We start from the raw sequence: 20434 nt of genomic DNA, 5'->3' as shown, positions 1-20434 counted from the left end.
AAACAAGTATAATAAAAAATATAAAAAAACTCTTGATTTTTTGTCATTATCTAATAAAATATATGCATTACAATTTTACAAAAATAATAATTTTATTAAGTGGAGAAATAATTATGAGTTTCAGAGAAAATAGTTCTTTAAGAAGCGACAGAGTATTAAAGGGTGATGAAAGAGCACCAAACAGATCATTATTCTACTCTATGGGATATACAGATGAAGAATTAAAAAGACCTCTGATTGGAATTATTTCTGCATATAGTGAAATTGTACCTGGACATATACATCTTGATAAACTATCTCAGGCTGTTAAAGCAGGAGTCTTAATAGGAGGAGGAACTCCTATACTTATACCTTCTATAGGTGTATGTGATGGAATAGCTATGGGACACTTAGGAATGAAATATTCACTTCCTTCAAGAGAGTTAATAGCTGATTCTGTTGAAAGTATGGTTATAGCTCATGGTTTAGACGGAGTTGTTCTAGTACCTAACTGCGATAAAATAGTACCTGGTATGATAATGGGACTTTTAAGAATGAATATACCAGGAATAGTAATAAGCGGAGGAGCTATGCTTCCTGGTGATCATGGCGATGAGAAAATAAGTTTATCGAATATATTTGAGGCAGTAGGAGCAAAAAAGGCTAATCTTATAAACGATGCCGAATTAGAAGAATATGCACAAAATACATGTCCAAGCTGCGGTTCCTGTGCTGGTATGTACACTGCAAATAGTATGAACTGTCTTTCTGAGGCTTTAGGTATAGCACTTCCAGGAAACGGAACAATACCTGCTGTATATTCTGCTAGAACTTTGCTTGCTAAAAAAGCTGGTATGCAGGTTATGGAATTATTGAAAAAAGATATAAAACCATTAGATATAATAACTCCGGAATCATTTAAAAATGCTCTTGCTGTGGATATGGCATTGGGCTGCTCTACAAACAGTGTTCTTCACCTGCTTGCAATAGCAAATGAGGCTGGCATACCAATAGATTTAAAAACTATAAATGAAGTAAGCGACCGTACTCCTAATTTATGCCATTTAGCACCTGCAGGGCATAACTATATAGAAGATTTATACAAAGCTGGAGGAATACCTGCTGTTATGAAAGAGCTTGATAAAGGCGGATTTATAAATACTTCTCTTCTTACTGCTACAGGTAAAACAATAGCTGAAAATATAAAAGATGCTGTTAATAAAAATAATAATGTTTTAAGAAATATAGAAAATCCTTACAGCAAAACAGGAGGAATTGCCATACTTTGGGGAAATATAGCTAAAGACGGCTGCGTTGTTAAACGTTCTGCTGTTGCTGATGAGATGCTTGTACATAAAGGACCTGCAAGGGTATTTGACAGTGAAGAATCTGCAATAGCTGCTATATATGCAGGAAAAATAAATAAAGGCGATGTTGTAGTTATAAGATATGAAGGACCTAAGGGCGGACCTGGTATGCGTGAAATGCTTAACCCTACTTCTGCTCTTGCTGGTATGAAATTAGATAAAGATGTTGCTTTAATCACTGACGGAAGATTCTCAGGAGCTTCAAGAGGTGCTTCTATAGGACATGTTTCACCAGAAGCTGCAAGCGGCGGAGAGATAGCCTTTATAAAAGAAAATGACATCATAAGTATAGATATTCCTAATCATAAAATCAATTTAGAAATCTCTGATGAAGAAATGGAAAAAAGAAGAAAAGAGATTCCTATTAAACCTTTAGAAGAAATTAGAGGCTGGCTTGGAAGATATAGAAAACTTGTTCAGTCTGCTAATACAGGTGCTATATTAAAATAATTTTTTAATGAAAATAAATTGATGCTATAGTTTATTTCTTTAACTATAGCGTCAAATAAAAGCACTAATAATCTAAAAGTCATAACAAAAAATTAATATTACAGACTGCTTGGTTCCTATCTTTTAAGCCAGGATAAAAATTGTTTAGTTTATAGCTGATATAAGCATAGACTAAATTTATTTTAAATAAAAATTTTTTATAAGGAGTAAAATATGATTATTAATGGTTAATTTTATAAAACAAAACATTAGAATAAAAACAATAAATAAAATAAAAAATAATATAATTATAAGGATTAAAAAATGAGTATAGAAAATTTATTTTTAACAAACTTTAGTATAGGAAGCGATGCTTACAAAGATGTATATGATATATGTTCAAATTACGGAAAAAAAGCTGTAATCATATCGGGTAAAAAATCTATTCAAGCATCAATAGAATTAATATTAAATAATATAAAAGACATAAGTATAACAGGTATGCTTCATTACGGCGGAAATTCAACTTTTGAAAATGTTGATTTACTTAAAGAGAAAAAAGCTGTAATAGAAGCCGATATGATATTTGCAGTAGGAGGCGGAAGAGCATTAGATACCTCAAAAGTTTTAGCAGATATGATGAATAAACCTATATTTACATTTCCTACATTAGCCTCCAACTCTGCTGCTGTTACCTCTATATCTGTTGTTTATGATAATGATGGAAGCTTTAGAGAGATGTTTAGTTTGAAAAGACCGCCTTTACATACATTTATAAATACTGATGTTATACTAAACTCTCCGGAAAATTATTTTATAGCTGGTCTTGGAAATGCACTTTCTAAACAGTATGAAGCATTATTCTACACAAGAAATGAAAGTTTAAATTATAGAAATTTCTTAGGTATTGAAATAATAAAAAACTGTTCTAATGATATATTAAAATATTATTCAGAAGCTGTAAATGATTTTAGAAATAAAAAATCATCAGATGTTCTAAACAGAGTAATACTTCATATAATATACACAGCAGGATTAACTTCTGTAATGGCAGGATATAATTATAATATATATTTGCATAACGGATTAACAAAATTAAAAAGAATGGGAGAAAAATTCCTTCATGGAGAATTGGTAGCTTATGGAATATTACTTCTTCTTACTATGAATAAACAATATGATGCAAGAGAAGATATTTTTAAGTTTAATAAATCAATGTCGCTTCCAACATGTTTAAAAGATATAGGAATAAATAAAGCAAGTTTAGAAGATGATGATATTAATACGGCATTAGATACTAAGTACATAAGTTCTTATGGACTTGACAAAGAAATGGTATTAAAAGCTATTATTGATTTAGAGGAATTCAATAATAGTAAGTACATAAAATAAATAAAAAATATATAAGGATAAAAAAATGAAAACATTAAAACAAATAAGCAATTTCTTTGGAAAGTATATGGCAGTAATTGTATTAATAGTAGCAGCTGTATCATTATTTTTTCCAAAAACAGTAAGCTTCATAAAGACAAGTTATGTTAACTATCTCTTAATGATAGTAATGTTTGGTATGGGGCTTACATTAAAACTTGAAGATTTCAAAGTTGTATTTACAAGACCAAAAGACATTATAATAGGAGCTATAGCTCAGTTTACAATAATGCCTTTGCTTGCATATTTGCTTTCTATTGTATTCAAACTTCCTCCAGAACTTGCTGTAGGAGTTATACTTGTAGGTACTTGTCCTGGTGGTACTTCTTCAAATGTTATGACATATTTAGCAAATGGGGATGTGGCATTATCAGTTGGTATGACTTCTGTATCAACAATACTTGCTCCTTTTGCTACTCCGCTTCTTACACTTTTATATGCAGGACAAAAGGTTGATGTTAATGCTGTCAGCATGTTTATATCAATAGTTCAGGTTGTTATACTGCCTATAGCTTTGGGATTTATAATAAATAAATTCTTTTATAAGTTTACAAGCAGTATAAAAGAAATACTACCATTAATATCTGTACTTGCGATTGTAGCAATAGTAGCTGCTGTAGTATCTGCTAATTCACAAAGACTTATGCAGGTTGGTTATTTAGTTATAATAGTAGTTGTTCTTCATAACTGTTTGGGATATTTGCTAGGTTATCTATTAGGAAAATTATTTAGATTAAGTAATTCAAAATGCAAGGCAGTATCAATAGAAGTAGGAATGCAGAACTCAGGACTTGCTACTTCTTTGGCAGCAACACATTTTGCCTCTATGGCATTAGCAACAGTACCTGGAGCAATATTCAGCGTATGGCATAATATATCAGGTTCAATAGTAGCGAATATAATGGCGTCAAAAATAAAAGATTAGCAATTATAATAATAAATAAAAAATGCTTAAACAATGGACTTTAATATAAAAAAGCCCATTGTTTATCAGCACTCCCAATAATAAAAAGTCAATTAATTTATATATTATTCTCTTACCCTATTAGAAGCGTTACTTATATTAAGTTTATAAAGCTCATCAATAAATGAAACAGCAAAACTAGCAGGAGCATCTGTCTTTTTTGAAGCCATATCTCCAGCATCAGCCATTATGCACATAGCAGAAGAAGCAGCAATTAAAGGATTTGATACCGCAAGCATAGCAGCAGTAATGGCAGTAGAAGTACAGCCCATACCTGTATTTAAAGGCATTAAATGAGAGCCCCCATTTACATATAAAACTCTATTTCCGTCTGTTATAATATCAGTTTCTCCGCTTATGCTTACAACTGTATTATACTCTTTAGCTAAATGCTTACCAGCTTCCAATGCCATATTAACATTAGCAGTGCTGTCTACTCCTTTGGTTTTGATACTCTCACCAGCAAGTACCATTATCTCAGAGGCATTTCCTCTTATTACTTTTGGATTATAATTTTTTATTATATCTATAGCAGTTTGAGTTCTTAATTTCGTAGCACCTGCTCCTACAGGATCAAGCACGAAAGGAACATTTTTTTTATTTGCTATAGAACAAGCACTATGCATAGCCTCTATAGAAGTTTTTGTTAAAGTACCTATATTAATAACAAGAGATGAAGCTATAGAAAGCATATCTTCAAACTCTTCCTTTTCAAATGTCATAACAGGTGAAGCCCCCACTGCAAGCAAGGCATTAGCTGTAATTTGCATAACAACATAATTTGTTATATTATGAACCAATGGGCTTTTAGCTTTCATATCAGTAATTGCTTTAAATATTTCGTCTTTTAATGTACTCATTTTATTACTCCTTTTATTATAGAAAATAAATAATTTAATACTTTTTATTTTTAAGCTTAGATATTAAGTTTATATACTTATCAATTAAAATAAAACTATTCTACACCAAAAATAAATATGCAAAAGGCACTGCCAAAACTAAAGAAAATATTATTCTCTCTATCCATATTATAATGATATCTCTTATTCTGATTGGAATGTCTGTAGCAAGCATACAAGGAATAGGTGCTGCAAAATAAAGTATTTCTGAAACGCATACTATAGCTATTACACTTTTAGCTAATTGGCTTGAATCCATAATAATGCTTGAAGAAGAAAACATTTCTACTATAGTAATAGAACATGCTTTTGCAACAGTATAAGCCTCTTCTCCCAATCCTAATAATTTAGTAAAAGGAAGAAATATATAACTTACAAAATCAAACAAAGGGGTATAATTAACTATCAATAATCCTATAAAAGTTATAGCCATAAAATTAGGCATTATTGATATTGATATTAATAATCCTTCTTTTAAGTTTTTTAATATATTGTCTAAAAAATTATTTTGTTTATCAGCTACTTTTACACCCTCATCTAATGCCTTTTTAAAAATATTACCACCTGTAAATTTTGCCTCTTCAATTACATCTCTATTCAAATATCCTTTATCAGATTTATTTCTCAAAGGATAAAGTCTAACTGTAATTGCTGTAACTATAAATGTAATAGCCAAAGTTCCCCAGAAGTATATATTCCATTTATCTATAACTCCAAGAGTTTTTGCCACAACAACCATAAATGTAGTTGATACTGTAGAAAAACCTGTAGCTATTATGCATGCTTCTTTTGTAGAATAATAACCTTCTTTATAAACTTTGTTAGTGATTAGAAGTCCCACAGAATAACTGCCTATAAAAGAAGCTAAAGCATCTATTGATGACATACCAGGAGTTTTCCAAATAGGACGCATTATATAACGCATAAATATTCCAACAAAAGCCATAAGCCCATAATCAATAAGAAATGATAAACATACAGCCCCTATCGGAATTAAAACTGCAACCTGTGTTAATAATCTGTAGGAAAAAGGAAGCATATTTGCTTTATGAAAATCAGCAGGTCCTAATTTGAAATAAGCCATTATAACAAATGGTATTGCCAATAGTTTTATAAATGAAAATACTATCTCTGTTTTATTTTTATTCCAAGATTTACTTATAAAGGGATATACTCCCCCCAGCATAGTGATAATTATACCGTAATAAGGCTCTACAAATGGAATCTTTCTTATAAAACTCACTAAATGATCTATTGGTATTGATTTCACGCCATTAATATTTATTGTTATAAAAAACATAAAAACACCAATAGCACTTAAAATAATAAATTTCAAATATGATGATCTGCTGTATTTAATTGTCAAATCATTGTCTTTTAAAACATTTTCTGAGTTTGAAACATTATTCATAAAAATTTCCTTAAATATAAATTAATAATTTAGAGAAACCTTAATGAAAATAACTAGTGTATAAAAATGAGAAAATGAAAATAATATTAGAAAACTTATAAAAATATTTCCCTACACTGGCATTATCCAACAGGTTATAAGGGTCTAAGTTCATCTATAAAACTTAATAAATAAAACTTACTCTCAGCCTTTTAAAGCTCCCCTAATTTTTATATATTATACAATAAAATTATAATTATTTCAAATAGAAATATAATTATTTTTATAGCACTATACAGCAATTTATATTAATTATATAAAATAAACATCAAGTTTTGAATATTTTTCTAACTATTTAAAATATTTAAAATTTTCAAAAGATATATTTCTAACAAAATTATTTTTAATTACTGAACCTTAATATTTTTCATACGATATTGATTTTATGCTTTATAAATATAATTGCTAGAAATATTTTGTAATAATTTAAATATTAATAATCTTTATAGGAAGAAGCCTTTCCAATTCTGTTTTTGATACCTGAGTGTTTCCTGTTATAAGACTTAACACTTTTATATTGTTTTTTTCATTTAAAGCATTGTAAATATATTCTAATGAATAGGCTTTATTATAATTTTCCAAAGGATATATAACATTAACATGATTCTCACATACAAACTCTTTTTCTTTGACTATTGCTGATTTTATATTGATATTTTTATGAGAGCCTGTTATCCTATTAACTGCTATAACATTATTTTTGATTATCAACTCTTTAGAAATATTTCTTATATACTGAAGTTTTCTCTTATTCGGTATAACTATTTTTCCATTAACTATATTTGATGAATATATTAAAGGGATAGAATTATTTTTATCTTCTGTAAGATTTTCTTTATATTTATTCCAAGCAATACTTCCTGTTTTTACAGCATATCCTATATCTTTTAAACTTACAGTATTTTTATATGCATTGTTTAAAAAAGTTTTATCTTCCGTAAATATTGTAATACTATTTTTTGAGAATATATATTTTTTATTTTTATGATTATTAGTTTTTTTGAGTATTAAAAGCATAACCTTTTGATTTGCCATATAAAAATTATCAGAGCCTTCCACAATATGCAAGTATTCAACACTGCTGTTATTAATTATATACTCTCTTAGTTTACTGAAAAAAGCCCCATTATTCATAGAAGGAGGCACCACATAAGCTAAATATCCTCCATCTTCTAAAAGCTCTAAACCTATTTTTATAAATATAGAAAATATATTAATTCTTCCGCTTATTATATCAGAATATTTTTTCTTTGTTTCTCTGTCTGGTTTAAACTCAAAGTAAGGAGGATTGCCTATAACATAATCATATTTAATAGATTTTTCTGTATCTGTTTTCAAAGTATCAGTGCATTTTATATCAGCATTATTTATTAATTTTTTTGAAATGGAAACTAGATTTTCATCTATCTCAAAACCATAAAGACTAGCATTATTAAAATATTCTAGGCATGATAAAAGAAACTCTCCGCTTCCGCATGCTGGATCTAATATTTTTACATTGTCTTTTTTATCTGAAATGGATATTAATTTTTTTAAAAGCAAATCTCTTATACTTTTAGGCGTAAAGTACTGCCCTAGTTTTTTTCTTTTTTCTATATCAGTATTTTTAAGATAATCAAAACTTTCCTTTGTATACTCTTCCTGCATCATATCTCTCTTGCAAAATTATAAACTATTACAAAACTCTATTACATTATTTTCGCATTTTATTCTATCTTCATGAAGAAAATAATCTATTTTTGCATTAGCATTTATAGTTTTATTCTGTTCATAAGCTCGTCTAATATACACATTAAATCCTCTGTCAAATTTATATGCAAACAGATTATTTTTGCTTTCTTTTTTCATTTTATTTTTAAAATTATCTTCAAGTTTCTTTATCTCTTCAAAAAATTTTATTAACTCATTTCTCTCATTCATAGGAAGAACATCATCTCCTATAAAGAAAGTAACATCGCCTCTTCCGTAAGAACCGAATATATAAATAGCATTTGATTTAGGTAAATTACTATTCCACATAGGACTAGAAGATTTACCGCTGCTGTATTTTATTTCTATAGCTATAATTTTTTTGGCTGTAAAGATTAGAAAGTCTGGAAAATTCTGACTGCCGTAAGGCTGACATACAAAACAGTTTTCCATACTTTTATCTTCTAAAGCATAAATATTATCTATTATTTTATCAGAGCTTTTATCCAAAATATTATTTTTTACAGATGAAAGTATATTTTTTATATCTTTATCAGAAGACATTCTCCTGTTAAATCCATAGCGTTTCAGAGAAGCTTCAAATCTGTCTTCAAACTCATTGCCCTCTTTACTCTTAAGCCATTCTTTCTTATTCTTTTGTATATCTATAAAAATATCACTAAGCATTTTGACAATATATACAAAAAGCTATTTATTGTCAAGTTCATTAAAAAAGATATTATATAATAATTTTATATTTATATAATACATACTATACAAAACAAGAATATTAAAAATAAAAATTATAAAATAAAAATTTAAATAATGTTCAAAATTACTTGAATAAATATATTTATTTTATATACTATTAGTTATATAAAATAAAAAATGGAGTGTGAAAATATGAGTAAATATAAAGATTATTCAAATGTATTTAAAAAACAGTATGAAAATTATATAGGAGGTGAATGGGTAGCACCTAAAAGCGGAAAATATATTGACAATATTAGTCCTATTAACGGTGTTGTAATTAATAAAGTACCATTCTCAAATGATGAGGATATAGATTTCGCTCTTGATGCTGCTCATGCTGCAAAAGATGCTTGGGCTAAAACATCTCCTACAGAAAGAGCTAATATTCTTATAAAAATAGCTGAAAGAATAGAAGAAAATCTAGAATTATTAGCTTATGCTGAAACTTGGGATAATGGAAAACCTATAAGAGAAACTTTAAATGCGGATATACCATTATCAGCAGATCATTTCAGGTATTTTGCAGGTGCTATAAGAACACAGGAAGGAACTATAAGCGAAATAGATGATGATACTATAGCATATCATTTCCATGAACCATTGGGAGTTGTAGGACAAATTATACCTTGGAATTTCCCTTTACTTATGGCCGCTTGGAAAATAGCACCGGCTATGGCAGCAGGAAACTGTATAGTATTAAAACCTGCAAGCCCTACTCCTGCAAGCATACTAGTTCTTATGGAAGTTATAGGAGATTTAATACCTAAAGGAGTATTAAATGTAGTTAATGGAAGCGGCGGAAAAATAGGTAAAAAATTGGCTACAAGCCCTAAAATTTCTAAAGTAGCATTCACAGGATCAACAAGCGTAGGAAGACAGATAATGCAGTTTGCTACAGAAAATATCATACCTGTAACATTAGAATTGGGAGGAAAATCTCCTAATATATTCTTTGAAGATGTTATGGATGAAGATGATGACTTTTTAGATAAAGCTATTGAAGGACTTGTTTTATTTGCATTCAATCAGGGAGAGGTTTGTACTTGCCCTTCAAGAGCATTAATACATGAAAAAATATATGATAAATTCATGGCTAGAGTTTTAGAAAGAGTAAAAGCTATAAAAATAGGAAATCCTCTCGATATTAATACTATGATGGGAGCTCAGGCAAGCGAAGATCAAATAAATAAAATCACAGAATATTTGAAAATAGGAAAAGAGGAAGGTGCTGAAGTTTTAATAGGAGGAGAAAGAAATATATTAGAAGGTGAATTAGCTAATGGATTTTATGTACAGCCTACAATATTTAAAGGTAATAATAGTATGAGAATTTTCAGGGAAGAGATATTCGGACCTGTTTTATCTGTAACTACATTCAAAACTGATGAAGAGGCTTTAGAAATAGCTAATGACACTATGTACGGACTTGGAGCTGGTGTATGGACTAGAAATATAAATAAAGCGTATCGTTTTGGAAGAGGTATTAAAGCCGGAAGAGTTTGGACTAATTGTTATCATGCTTATCCTGCCCATGCTACTTTCGGAGGATATAAACAATCAGGTATAGGAAGAGAAACTCATAAAATGATGCTTGATCATTATCAGCAGACAAAAAATATTTTAGTTAGCTATTCTCCTAAAAAATTAGGCTTCTTTTAATAATATTAATAATTAATCATAGTAGGGATTGCATTATAAAATGTAATCCCTTAATAAAATAGGAGTACTTATGAATAATAAAATCATAGCAGATGATAATGCTTTACAATTAATTAAAGAACTTAAAGAAGAAAATGGAAATATAATATTTCATATATCATGCGGATGCTGTGATGGTACTATGCTTTTATGTGCTGAAGAAAAAGATTTTAAAATTGGGGAAAATGATATACTTCTTGGAAATATAGAAAATGTGAAAATATATACTCATAAAAATAATTATAATAATTTTGAAAATCATACTATTTATATAAAAGCTCTCATAGGAAACGGAAGCGAATTTTCTTTAGAATATGGAAGCGGTAAAAAATTTGTTTTAGAATCTGAAATTAATAAATAAAATTATGTTAACTATATAAACATATTATAATTATTTAATTTACATTATAAAAAATATCAATTATTTTATATAATAGACTTGTTTCAAAACTCAATTTCTTAATACTTATAGTTTTTTAATTTAATATTTTTTTTAATTATAGTTGGGGCTTTGCTGCGAAGCACACAGTCGTGCCAAACCCCACTTCTTTTGGTGGCACAGGCACAGCCCGCCTGCGGCGAGAAGCAAAAGGACTGCATATTTATATACTAAAATAATAATTTATACAACATATAAAACATTGTTATTCAATTGATAAATTATAAAAATTTTATATATAATTTTGTCAAGTAATTTTGAAACAAGTCTAATATTCAAAATAAAATTAAAAGATCATGAAATATTATTTTACTATACATACGAACCAAATTAAATAATCTACATTATAAACATAAATAAAAGCTATTTTTCATATATTGACTGTTATTATCATTAAATATATAATCTCTTTAATACCTATCAATAATAAAAATTAAAATTATGAAGAAAATCATTGCAGTAATATCTTTAATCATACTATTAGTAACATCATGTCAGACTCTGAATATTGTCATACCAAATGATGTAAGAAAAATGCTTGCCAAAAATATTGATGAAGATAGAAGCATAAACCCTATTTACAGAGAGTTTAGAGCAGCATGGATATCATCTGTAGCTAATATTGATTGGCCTTTGAAAGGAGCAAGCGAATCTGAACAGAAAAAACTTATTCTAAAACACTTAGATACATTATATGAAAATAATTTTAACGCTTTATTCATACAGGTAAAACCAGATGCTGGTGTAATATTCAAATCAGAAATAAATCCTACTACAAGATATTTTTTCGGCTCAAAATCAAGTGATGAAAAAGATGATTACCCATTTAAAACAGATATGCTTGAATTTATAATCGAAGAGGCTCATAAAAGAAATTTAGAAGTTCATGCTTGGTTTAATCCTTACAGAATGTCTTTAACTTATGATAAAACTAAAAGCTACGAAGAACAATTCTCAAAAAAGAATTTTATTCACACTTATGTTTCCAATAATTTAGAGCCTATATATTGGTATGATAACAGACTTTATTTAGATCCCGGTGAACCTATAAGTGCAAAATATATAACAGATTCAGTTATAGAAGTAGTTGAAAAATATGATGTAGACGGTATACATTTCGATGATTATTTTTATCAGAATGCCTCAAGAGGAAAAACTTATAAAGATTGGCCTGATGAAGCAAGTGCTGAAAAATATGGTGATAAAAGAGGATACGATATTACAAATAAATCCTATGATGATTATGGTGTAAATGGGCTTTATGCTTGGAGAAGAGATAATATCAACAGACTTGTAAGCGACTTATATAAAGAAATAAAATCAAGAAAACCTTATGTAAAATGGACTATTTCACCTGCAGGAGTGTGGAGAAATAAAGAAAAATTGTCTGAATATGCGGGAAGCAAATACGGAAGCGATACTAAATCATATAATCCTAATTTTGATGCTTTGCATGCTGATGTTCTTTTATGGATGCTTAACGGAGAAAAAACTTCTAGTTTGAATAATGCTTCAAGAAAAGACGGATTAAATAGAATGTATATTGATGCATTAATACCGCAAGTATATTGGAGTTCACAGCATAAAACAGCACCTTTTGACACAATAGTAAAATGGTGGGTTAATGAAGCAAAAAAAGCAAATAATGAAAAACTTGCCGACATATATATAGGACATGCTTTATACAGAATGGGAAGTGCTACTAATATAGAACCTTGGCAGGATATTGATTTAATGTCAAAACAAATAAATTATATTAGAGATGTAGGAAAAGGATATATAAAAGGCTCTTCATTTTTTACAATGCATAACATGTATAGAAAAGACAGAGATACAGGAAATTTTGGAAATGATGCTGTTAAATATATAAAAGAAAATAATTATATATTTAAAGCAATAGTACCTACAATGAATACAATGAAAGATATGAATAAACCTCCTTTGAAATTAGAAAATCCAAGCATTAAAAAAGTTTTTGGAGGAATCGAAATAACATTCACAGATCCTAATGAATACAAGCTGGATAAATACGGACATCTTCTCCCTTCATATTCTTCATACTATGCAGTATACAGAGAAACTATAGGAGAGAGCGGAATAGAATTAATAGACAAAATAAGAAGAACTAATTTTACTGCAAACTCAAAAGTAACATACAAAGATAAAACAGTAAATTCAAAGCAAACTTATATATATTATGTTACAGCTTTGGATAGAATACATAATGAAAGCGAATACCTTACTATAATAAATGATTGACAAATCTTATACAATAAATATACTTATATAATATGATATTAGAAAATTTATACTATACTGATTATTATAAAGATCATTGGAATAAATACGGAATTTTATTCTCGGACAAATATTTTGAAAATGAAAATAAAACTATACTAAATGATAAGTACTATATTATACATAAAAAATATTCAGGACATATACATCAAAAAGATATTATAGGATATGAAAGAAGCATATACTGTAATCAGGATAATAAACTTATTTATAATTACAGAAGCGATGATGCTAGAATGTTTAAAATAATTAATCATAATAATCATGAATATTTTGTTTTTAATAGAGATTTATCAGGTTTTTCGATAATAGATTTAAATGAAACTGATAAAGAATTTAATTTTTATTATAATAAATCAATAAACAAAAACGGCATTATTGTTTTTATGGACGCACTATATCATAATAATAAAATTCTTTTTCACATATTTTATTTATCAAAAGCAGATAATGGAGCATTTAAAAGAATATTTGATTATCTATTATATGACTTTTCTAACGGCATACAGAACAGTCAAAATTATGTCAACTTTATAGATATAAGAAAAACCATACTAGATTTATACAATTATGAATTATATTTCACTTATAAAGCATATTTTGATAATAATACAATAATAGCAGAAGATCTATCTAACGGTAAAAAATTTAATATAAATTTATAAATTAATTTAAAGCCTTATTTCTCATTAATATCAAAGCTAAATCATCAATACCGCTTTCTTCATCACTATACAAAGAATAATATATTCCATTAACATTCCAATATGCTATATACTCTTTTTCATCATTTGTTTGTATTGTTATTTCTATATTTGTTTCTCCATCAATACTTTTTCTTTCTTCTTTAAGATTATTAAAAAATGAAAGTAAATCATTTAATTGTTTTGAAGCTCTGTAATAATAGTTTATATTTTTATAATCAAAATTAGCCTCAGCAATAGTTTTATTAACAATAGCATATTTAACATTCATAGCATGTTCAGGAGCAGGAACACAGTAACCTAAAACTGCAAAAGATTTTGTAGAGTCTATAGGTACAATATCATACTTTTTATTATTAGTACATGATATAAACAATATAGTAATAAATAAAATTAAAAATGAATACTTTATAATATGCATAACTATCCTTATACTAAAAATTAATAATATAATAAAGATTAAATCATATTTAATAAAAAATCAATTATCTGCTTCTAAGTTTAGGGTGAAGTATTTTATCAAGAGCAAATCCTAAAAATGCAAATGACATACCCAAAATTGCAATTAAAATTCCAGGAGGTATTATCCACCACCAAAGCCCAGAAAGAACAGCAGAGCCTTTCATAGCATCATGCAGAATCTGTCCCCAAGTAACTATTGAAGCATCGCCAAGTCCAAGCAATGATAAAGAAGATTCATACACTATAGCAGAAGGTACAGCCAAAGCCATAGAGGCAAATGAAAAAGGCAAAAGTAATGGTGCTAAATGATTAAATATTATTCTGAAATGACTAGCACCAATAGTTCGTGCTGCCTCAATATAGGTTTCTTCTTTTAGCTGCATAGCCATAGAACGAACAGTCATAACTGAACCAGTCCAAGAAAAAAATATCATCATCGTTATCATAGTCCATATACTAGGCTTGAATATTGCACTTATAACTATCATCACAGGAAGAACAGGTATTCCTATAAATATCTGATAAATAAACTGCATAGCATTATCAACAAAGCCTCCGAAGTATGCTGATATTATTCCATACATAACACCTATTATAACCGATATAAAACTAGTGGCTATTCCTATAAATAAAGCCCATTTAAGTCCGGATACTAAACCTGAAAATATATCTCTTTTCATATTATCAGTACCCATTATGCCGGACATAGAACCTACCAATACAATGTAAGGATCTTCAAAACTAGAATTATCTACTGCAAATTTACCGCTCACTTCAAATTTGTAAATGCCTTTCAATGCCTGAAAATTCTTTGCCATATCATCTTTTTTAGTATTAAAAAGTATTTTCATAGGATTGGTTGTTATAGTATCAATCTGCCTTGCAAGTATTCTAGGTACAGAATCTCTGTAAAATCTAAATATTCTATTTTTTGAATCATTAAATGATGATATTCTTAAATCTCCGCTTATATTATGTAAACTATCTGATAATGTAATTATCTCCCCATCTGGTCTTGTAACATTCCAAATTAAACCTGTAGAACCATTAACATTGGCATGAAAAATTAAATCAACCGGAGATTTATCAAATTTATAATCGTACTCAAATACCGCTTTATAATTTAATTCTCCGTCTATATAATTAGTTTCAACACTTATAGGCTTTATATCAGTTGTAATAGCTGACTTTTCTTTTTGAAAAAAGTTAAGCCACTCTGGTGCTGCTGAAGCGGGGTTGTCCTGCCAATATGTGATATCTCTCCAGCGTTTAGGAGCTTCTTTATAGGTTAAAAGTAAAGGCTCAAGCAATGACACCATAATAGCTAAAACAAGTATGCATAAACCTACAACTCCTGTTTTATCTTTTTTGAACTCTTCAAAAAATTCTATTAACGGAGCAAGTTTTTTATTTATACTATTTTTCATTATAACCTGCCTCCTACTTTTATTCTAGGATCTAAAAATCCGTAAGATATGTCAAGAACCACAAGTCCGAATTGATAAAGTGCTGTAGTTATAGCTAAATTTCCCATTAAAACAGGTATATCATTTTGCTGAACTGATATCCAATAAAGATTGCCAAGACCAGGCCAAGAAAATATCCCCTCAAATATAATAGAGCCCGCAATAGAACCAAGAAGACCTAATAATGTTATAGTAACTATAGGAGGAGCAGAACTCCTTAATGTATGTCCCAGCAAAACTGACTTTTCTGATATTCCTCTTGCACGTGCAGCCATTATATAATCTTCCTGCAAAGCAGATAATACTATGTTTCTTACTACAAATGAAAGCCCCCAAAAACCTATCAATGTTAATGTAATCAAGGGTAAAGACATATGCCATAACATATCTAAATAATACATTATACCAGTAGGAACCGGTATTGAATGTACTCCTCCTGAAGGAAATAAATTAAACTTATATACAAACACCATTATAAGTATCATAGAAAGCCACCAAGTAGGCATGCCGTAAACTATCATGGTAATAATGCTTGTGGTTCTGTCAAATAATCCGCCTGCTTTTCTAGCCTTTATAAGTCCTATTATAAGCCCTATTATCATCTGTATAACTGATGCTGTTGTAAAAAGTATTATAGAACGGGGAAGTGCTTCTCCTATTATTTTTATAACATCTCTATTTCCATTAGAATCCATCATAATAGAAGATTTCCCAAATTGAAAAGTTATTGTATTAATACCTCTTATAAATATTCTCTCTCCTATACTTCTATTAAGCCAATATATATCATAGTAATATGCCCTTCTCTCTTTGATAAAATTCTCAACATCTTCAGTACGCATATTGCTAAGTCCTCTCACTTCAGCATTTATATTTTCTTCAATCTGTGCCTTGAGAGTTTTCTCACTTACAGTATTAAATATAGCAGAAGACATAAACATAAGTATTATAAACATGATTATGCCTTTCAAAATTCTTTTAATGACAAAATAAGTAAACATAATACAATCCTTTCAAAGCATTATACTAAAAATAATAAAAATTGTAAAGTATTATTATGTTAATTTAATTATGTTAATTATTTATTTTTTATAGATATTATTTTAACAATACTCTGTTTTTTCATTAAAAGAAGCTGTTTTACCTTCTTCAATATGCTTATCCATAAGAATATTAACTATTTCATCAGCACGATTATTTTCTTTATTATTTGAATGACCTTTTACTTTTATAAAATCTATATTATGTTTACTTGATAATTCAATCAATTTAAGCCAATACTCTTTATTTTCAACAGGTTTCTTATCGCTTTTTATCCAATTATTTTTCTGCCAAGAATATATCCATTTGGTCATACCATTAACCAAATATGCACTGTCGCTATGAAGCTTGATATTATGAGAATGCTTAAGCCTTTCAAGTGCCTTAATAGCAGCCTTCATCTCCATTCTGTTATTTGTAGTATTATCCTCACTTTCACCAATCTCAAGGCGAAGATTATGTTTTTCACTTATGAGTATTGCAGCCCAAGCACCAAGTCCAGGATTACCTCTGCATCCGCCGTCTGTGTATATAATAATATTATCTTTTGTCATGAATTTTTTCTTATACTTATTTGAGATTTAAAGAAATTATGAAGCCAATAAATCAATTAATTTAGTATTTATATCTTTTATTAAATTTTCTTTAGTATAATCTTTTTTTGATACAGAAAAACCAGAAGCCTTAGGATGTCCTCCCCCTCCGAAACTCTCAGCAACCTCTCTAATATTTTTAGAACATCGGCTTCTAATACTTACTCTAAAATTATCTTCATTTTCATGAATAATAAAACCTATAAATACATCTTCCATCTGAATAAGTGTATCAGAAGCACTGACCGCAAGCTCTTTAATATTAACTCCGCAAATAGTATCTTCCAAACATATATAGCCTATTTTTCTGTCATAGTCTATTACCATTCTTCTGTATATTTCCATTAAAGCAGATACATCATTTTTAGTATATCTCTTTCTCACAACATTGCCAAGATTTTCCTGTATAATTCCTACTTTCATTAATTTAGAACCATAAAGTAAAGTTCTCTCTGTTGTATTGCTGAATATAAAACTTCCTGTATCAGTACAAATACCGCAGTAAAGTAATGTTGATATTGAATTGTCAAATTTATCTAAATAATCCTGAAATATATCAACTATTATCTCGCAAGTAGCACCTGCAGTGGTATCATCATAAAACATAGTAACACCATTAATATTTCTAACCTTATGATGATCTATAAATATCACCTCATTATATTCATTTAATATATTAGAAATCCACCCAATTCTATCTATATCCCCAGAATCAAGAACAACCAGAACATCTTTTTTAGGAAGATTATTTTCATTAACTTCAAAAATTACTTTATCAACAAACATTACATTATGCAAATCTCTTTGCATTTTATCAGTATTTACAACATAAGCATTCTTATTAAATATATTTTTGAGAATTAAAGATAAAGCAAGTCCTGAACATATACAATCGCAATCAGGATTTCTATGTCCTGTAATAGTAACATTATCAGCCTTTGATAATCTTTCTATAATATCTTTTTTTGATACAGTTAAATTATGTTGTTTATCTTCTTTATTGTTATCAGACATTGATAAGTCCTTAATTCATATTTTTATACAATATTAATTATCTTCAGGAATTTCTTCTGGTATATTTAATTTATTTATATCAGTTAATACTTTATTTGTTTCTATTAGATTTTTATCATAATGAAATGTCAAATTGGGTACATACCTAATAGTAAGCTGTTTTTTAAGATAGGAAAATATTACTCCCTTAGCACTATTAAGCCCATTTAAAACTTCATTTTGTTTATCTTCACTCAAGCATACAAAATATACTTTAGCATTCTTTAAATCTTTTGCAGTATCTACTTTAGTGATAGTTACAAGATTATTTTTTATTCTAGGATCTTCTATCTCTCTCATTATAATCATAGAGAGAGTCTGTTTTATATTTTCATTTACTCTAAGTATTCTATGTGAGTACATATTAATATTTGCTTACTTTACTATAGAATTATTAACAGTATTAGTTAAATCATCAAGCTCATCTTTAACAAAAACTTTATCTATATCAACTAAAATAATCATCTGCTCATTAGCTTTAACCAATCCCATTATATATCTGCTGTCTATTCCAACATGCATATCAATATCTTCTTGAATATTTTCACTATTTATACTAAGAACATCCGATACAGAGTCAACAACCAAACCATATTTCTTATCCCCTATTGCTACAACCACAATTACGCAGTTTTCAGGATTCATAGGTTCATCAAAATGAAATCTTGCTCTTAAATCTATAACAAGGATTATAGTACCTCTCAAATTAATAATACCTTTCAAATAATCAGGACAGTTTGGAATTGGAGAAGGCTGCATAAAATTTAATATTTCCTGAACTTTTAATATATCTATTCCGTATAATTCGTTATTTATCTTAAATACAAGTATTTGATTTGTTGGTATGGCATCTATCATGTTAACTCCTTTAAATCGTACTGCAAATTATAATATATAATGTATATAAGTCAAGTAATTTTATTTTCTTTGATAAACATTTTATATTATATTTAATAAAAATACAATATATCTAATTAATTATAACAAAAAGTGTAATACAAATACGAATTATTATTTAGTTATTATAATTATAATATTAATATCATAAAATAAATCAACAATATTTTATCCCATTAAAATGTCAGTTATTTTGAAGTTCTTTAACCTTATTTTTTATATCTACAACTATTTCTTCAATGGAAGTTTTATTAAGAAAGTCTATTTTTTTACCATAATTTTCTAATAATGCTTTTTCATCTTCGGTTTTTAAGGTTTTAGCAGATATTATTCTTTTAAGCATATACATCATTAATGCATGATGAAGTTTTAACTTATCAAAATCTAAACTCCCTCTTAAAAAATAAAATTTCATATTTTCTTTCTCATCGGACTTAAAATTCTGATTAACAGCATTATTATATGTTTCTTTATCTTCAGGATTAGTAAGTCCAACTATAACACAGTATAAATTTTTTCTGCCCTTTAATTTACTGTAGAATTTTTTTATACCTTTAGCAGATGAAAGTTTTCCGGCATACAAAGCACCGGCAAATAGTATAAAATCATAAGTATCTAAATTTTGAAATGTTACATTATCAATATTATAAAGATCCCCATGAACTTTATCAGCTATCCATTTAGCATAAGTTCTTGTAGTACCATATTTACTTTTATAAAGCACAGCAATTTTATTTGACATAATATTTTCCTTCTATAAATAAATAAAAATTGTTCGCCAAAAGTCTCCGCCAAGGAAACTTGCCGGACGCTCACAATTTT

Annotated in this window: 19 protein-coding genes and 1 riboswitch; of the genes, 7 read left to right on the top strand and 12 right to left on the bottom strand. The window is 28.2% G+C overall.

Features of this window, described 5'->3' with window-relative positions:
• The first annotated feature begins 113 nt into the window (after window positions 1–113).
• From ilvD to A966_RS09355, 3 genes are all read left to right on the top strand, one after another.
• On the top strand, window positions 114–1796 hold the full coding sequence (gene ilvD / locus A966_RS09365; RefSeq protein ID WP_008724921.1) for a dihydroxy-acid dehydratase: 1683 nt from the start codon (window positions 114–116) through the stop codon (window positions 1794–1796).
• A gap of 303 nt (window positions 1797–2099) precedes the next feature.
• Window positions 2100–3167, top strand: a complete 1068-nt coding sequence (locus tag A966_RS09360; protein ID WP_008724919.1) for an iron-containing alcohol dehydrogenase family protein — start codon at window positions 2100–2102, stop codon at window positions 3165–3167.
• Window positions 3168–3192: 25 nt separating this feature from the next.
• Complete coding sequence (locus A966_RS09355) at window positions 3193–4131, top strand: bile acid:sodium symporter family protein (protein WP_008724916.1); 939 nt, start codon at window positions 3193–3195, stop codon at window positions 4129–4131.
• A gap of 104 nt (window positions 4132–4235) precedes the next feature.
• Here the strand turns inward: A966_RS09355 and thiM are convergent, their stop codons facing one another.
• From thiM to A966_RS09335, 4 genes are all read right to left on the bottom strand, one after another.
• Entirely contained in the window at window positions 4236–5030 is a 795-nt protein-coding gene (gene thiM, locus A966_RS09350) for a hydroxyethylthiazole kinase (RefSeq protein ID WP_008724914.1), read from the bottom strand.
• 100 nt (window positions 5031–5130) lie between these two features.
• Complete coding sequence (locus tag A966_RS09345; protein ID WP_008724913.1) at window positions 5131–6480, bottom strand: YjiH family protein; 1350 nt, start codon at window positions 6478–6480, stop codon at window positions 5131–5133.
• A gap of 91 nt (window positions 6481–6571) precedes the next feature.
• A riboswitch (TPP riboswitch) is annotated at window positions 6572–6694 on the bottom strand.
• Between the two features lie 251 nt (window positions 6695–6945).
• Window positions 6946–8166: an HsdM family class I SAM-dependent methyltransferase gene (locus A966_RS09340; protein ID WP_008724910.1), complete on the bottom strand. Its 1221-nt coding sequence runs from the start codon at window positions 8164–8166 to the stop codon at window positions 6946–6948.
• Between the two features lie 18 nt (window positions 8167–8184).
• Window positions 8185–8895, bottom strand: a complete 711-nt coding sequence (locus A966_RS09335; protein WP_008724908.1) for a hypothetical protein — start codon at window positions 8893–8895, stop codon at window positions 8185–8187.
• 216 nt (window positions 8896–9111) lie between these two features.
• Between A966_RS09335 and exaC the strand changes: the two genes are divergently transcribed.
• The 4 genes from exaC to A966_RS09315 all read left to right on the top strand — a co-directional run bounded on the left by exaC (window position 9112) and on the right by A966_RS09315 (window position 14061).
• Window positions 9112–10620, top strand: coding sequence for an acetaldehyde dehydrogenase ExaC (exaC, locus tag A966_RS09330; RefSeq protein ID WP_008724906.1), 1509 nt, complete (start codon window positions 9112–9114; stop codon window positions 10618–10620).
• A 70-nt stretch (window positions 10621–10690) separates the two neighbouring features.
• Window positions 10691–11020: a DUF779 domain-containing protein gene (locus A966_RS09325; protein ID WP_008724904.1), complete on the top strand. Its 330-nt coding sequence runs from the start codon at window positions 10691–10693 to the stop codon at window positions 11018–11020.
• A 519-nt stretch (window positions 11021–11539) separates the two neighbouring features.
• On the top strand, window positions 11540–13357 hold the full coding sequence (locus A966_RS09320; protein WP_039955627.1) for a glycoside hydrolase family 10 protein: 1818 nt from the start codon (window positions 11540–11542) through the stop codon (window positions 13355–13357).
• 32 nt (window positions 13358–13389) lie between these two features.
• A complete protein-coding gene (locus A966_RS09315; RefSeq protein WP_008724900.1) occupies window positions 13390–14061 on the top strand; it encodes a hypothetical protein in 672 nt (223 codons plus the stop codon).
• 1 nt (window position 14062) lies between these two features.
• Here A966_RS09315 and A966_RS09310 read toward each other — a convergent pair whose 3' ends face one another.
• The 8 genes from A966_RS09310 to A966_RS09275 all read right to left on the bottom strand — a co-directional run bounded on the left by A966_RS09310 (window position 14063) and on the right by A966_RS09275 (window position 20354).
• Window positions 14063–14521, bottom strand: a complete 459-nt coding sequence (locus A966_RS09310) for a hypothetical protein (RefSeq protein ID WP_008724898.1) — start codon at window positions 14519–14521, stop codon at window positions 14063–14065.
• A gap of 64 nt (window positions 14522–14585) precedes the next feature.
• The gene (locus A966_RS09305; protein WP_008724896.1) at window positions 14586–15989 is read right to left on the bottom strand and encodes an ABC transporter permease; all 1404 of its coding nucleotides are present in this window, start codon (window positions 15987–15989) and stop codon (window positions 14586–14588) included.
• A complete protein-coding gene (locus tag A966_RS09300) occupies window positions 15989–17029 on the bottom strand; it encodes an ABC transporter permease (RefSeq protein ID WP_008724893.1) in 1041 nt (346 codons plus the stop codon). Before A966_RS09300 ends, A966_RS09305 begins: the two co-directional genes overlap by 1 nt.
• A 102-nt stretch (window positions 17030–17131) precedes the next feature.
• Entirely contained in the window at window positions 17132–17623 is a 492-nt protein-coding gene (gene rnhA / locus A966_RS09295) for a ribonuclease HI (protein ID WP_008724891.1), read from the bottom strand.
• Between the two features lie 36 nt (window positions 17624–17659).
• On the bottom strand, window positions 17660–18676 hold the full coding sequence (locus tag A966_RS09290) for a DHH family phosphoesterase (RefSeq protein WP_008724888.1): 1017 nt from the start codon (window positions 18674–18676) through the stop codon (window positions 17660–17662).
• A gap of 33 nt (window positions 18677–18709) precedes the next feature.
• Complete coding sequence (gene rbfA, locus A966_RS09285; protein ID WP_008724886.1) at window positions 18710–19078, bottom strand: 30S ribosome-binding factor RbfA; 369 nt, start codon at window positions 19076–19078, stop codon at window positions 18710–18712.
• Between the two features lie 12 nt (window positions 19079–19090).
• Window positions 19091–19573, bottom strand: a complete 483-nt coding sequence (locus A966_RS09280) for a chemotaxis protein CheW (protein WP_008724883.1) — start codon at window positions 19571–19573, stop codon at window positions 19091–19093.
• A 223-nt stretch (window positions 19574–19796) separates the two neighbouring features.
• Window positions 19797–20354, bottom strand: a complete 558-nt coding sequence (locus A966_RS09275; RefSeq protein ID WP_008724881.1) for a flavodoxin domain-containing protein — start codon at window positions 20352–20354, stop codon at window positions 19797–19799.
• Window positions 20355–20434 lie beyond the last annotated feature (80 nt).

It is taken from the genome of Brachyspira hampsonii 30446, from assembly GCF_000316195.1.
In the GTDB taxonomy this organism is placed as follows: domain Bacteria; phylum Spirochaetota; class Brachyspiria; order Brachyspirales; family Brachyspiraceae; genus Brachyspira; species Brachyspira hampsonii_C.
This window is presented reverse-complemented; position numbering and strand designations above follow the sequence as displayed.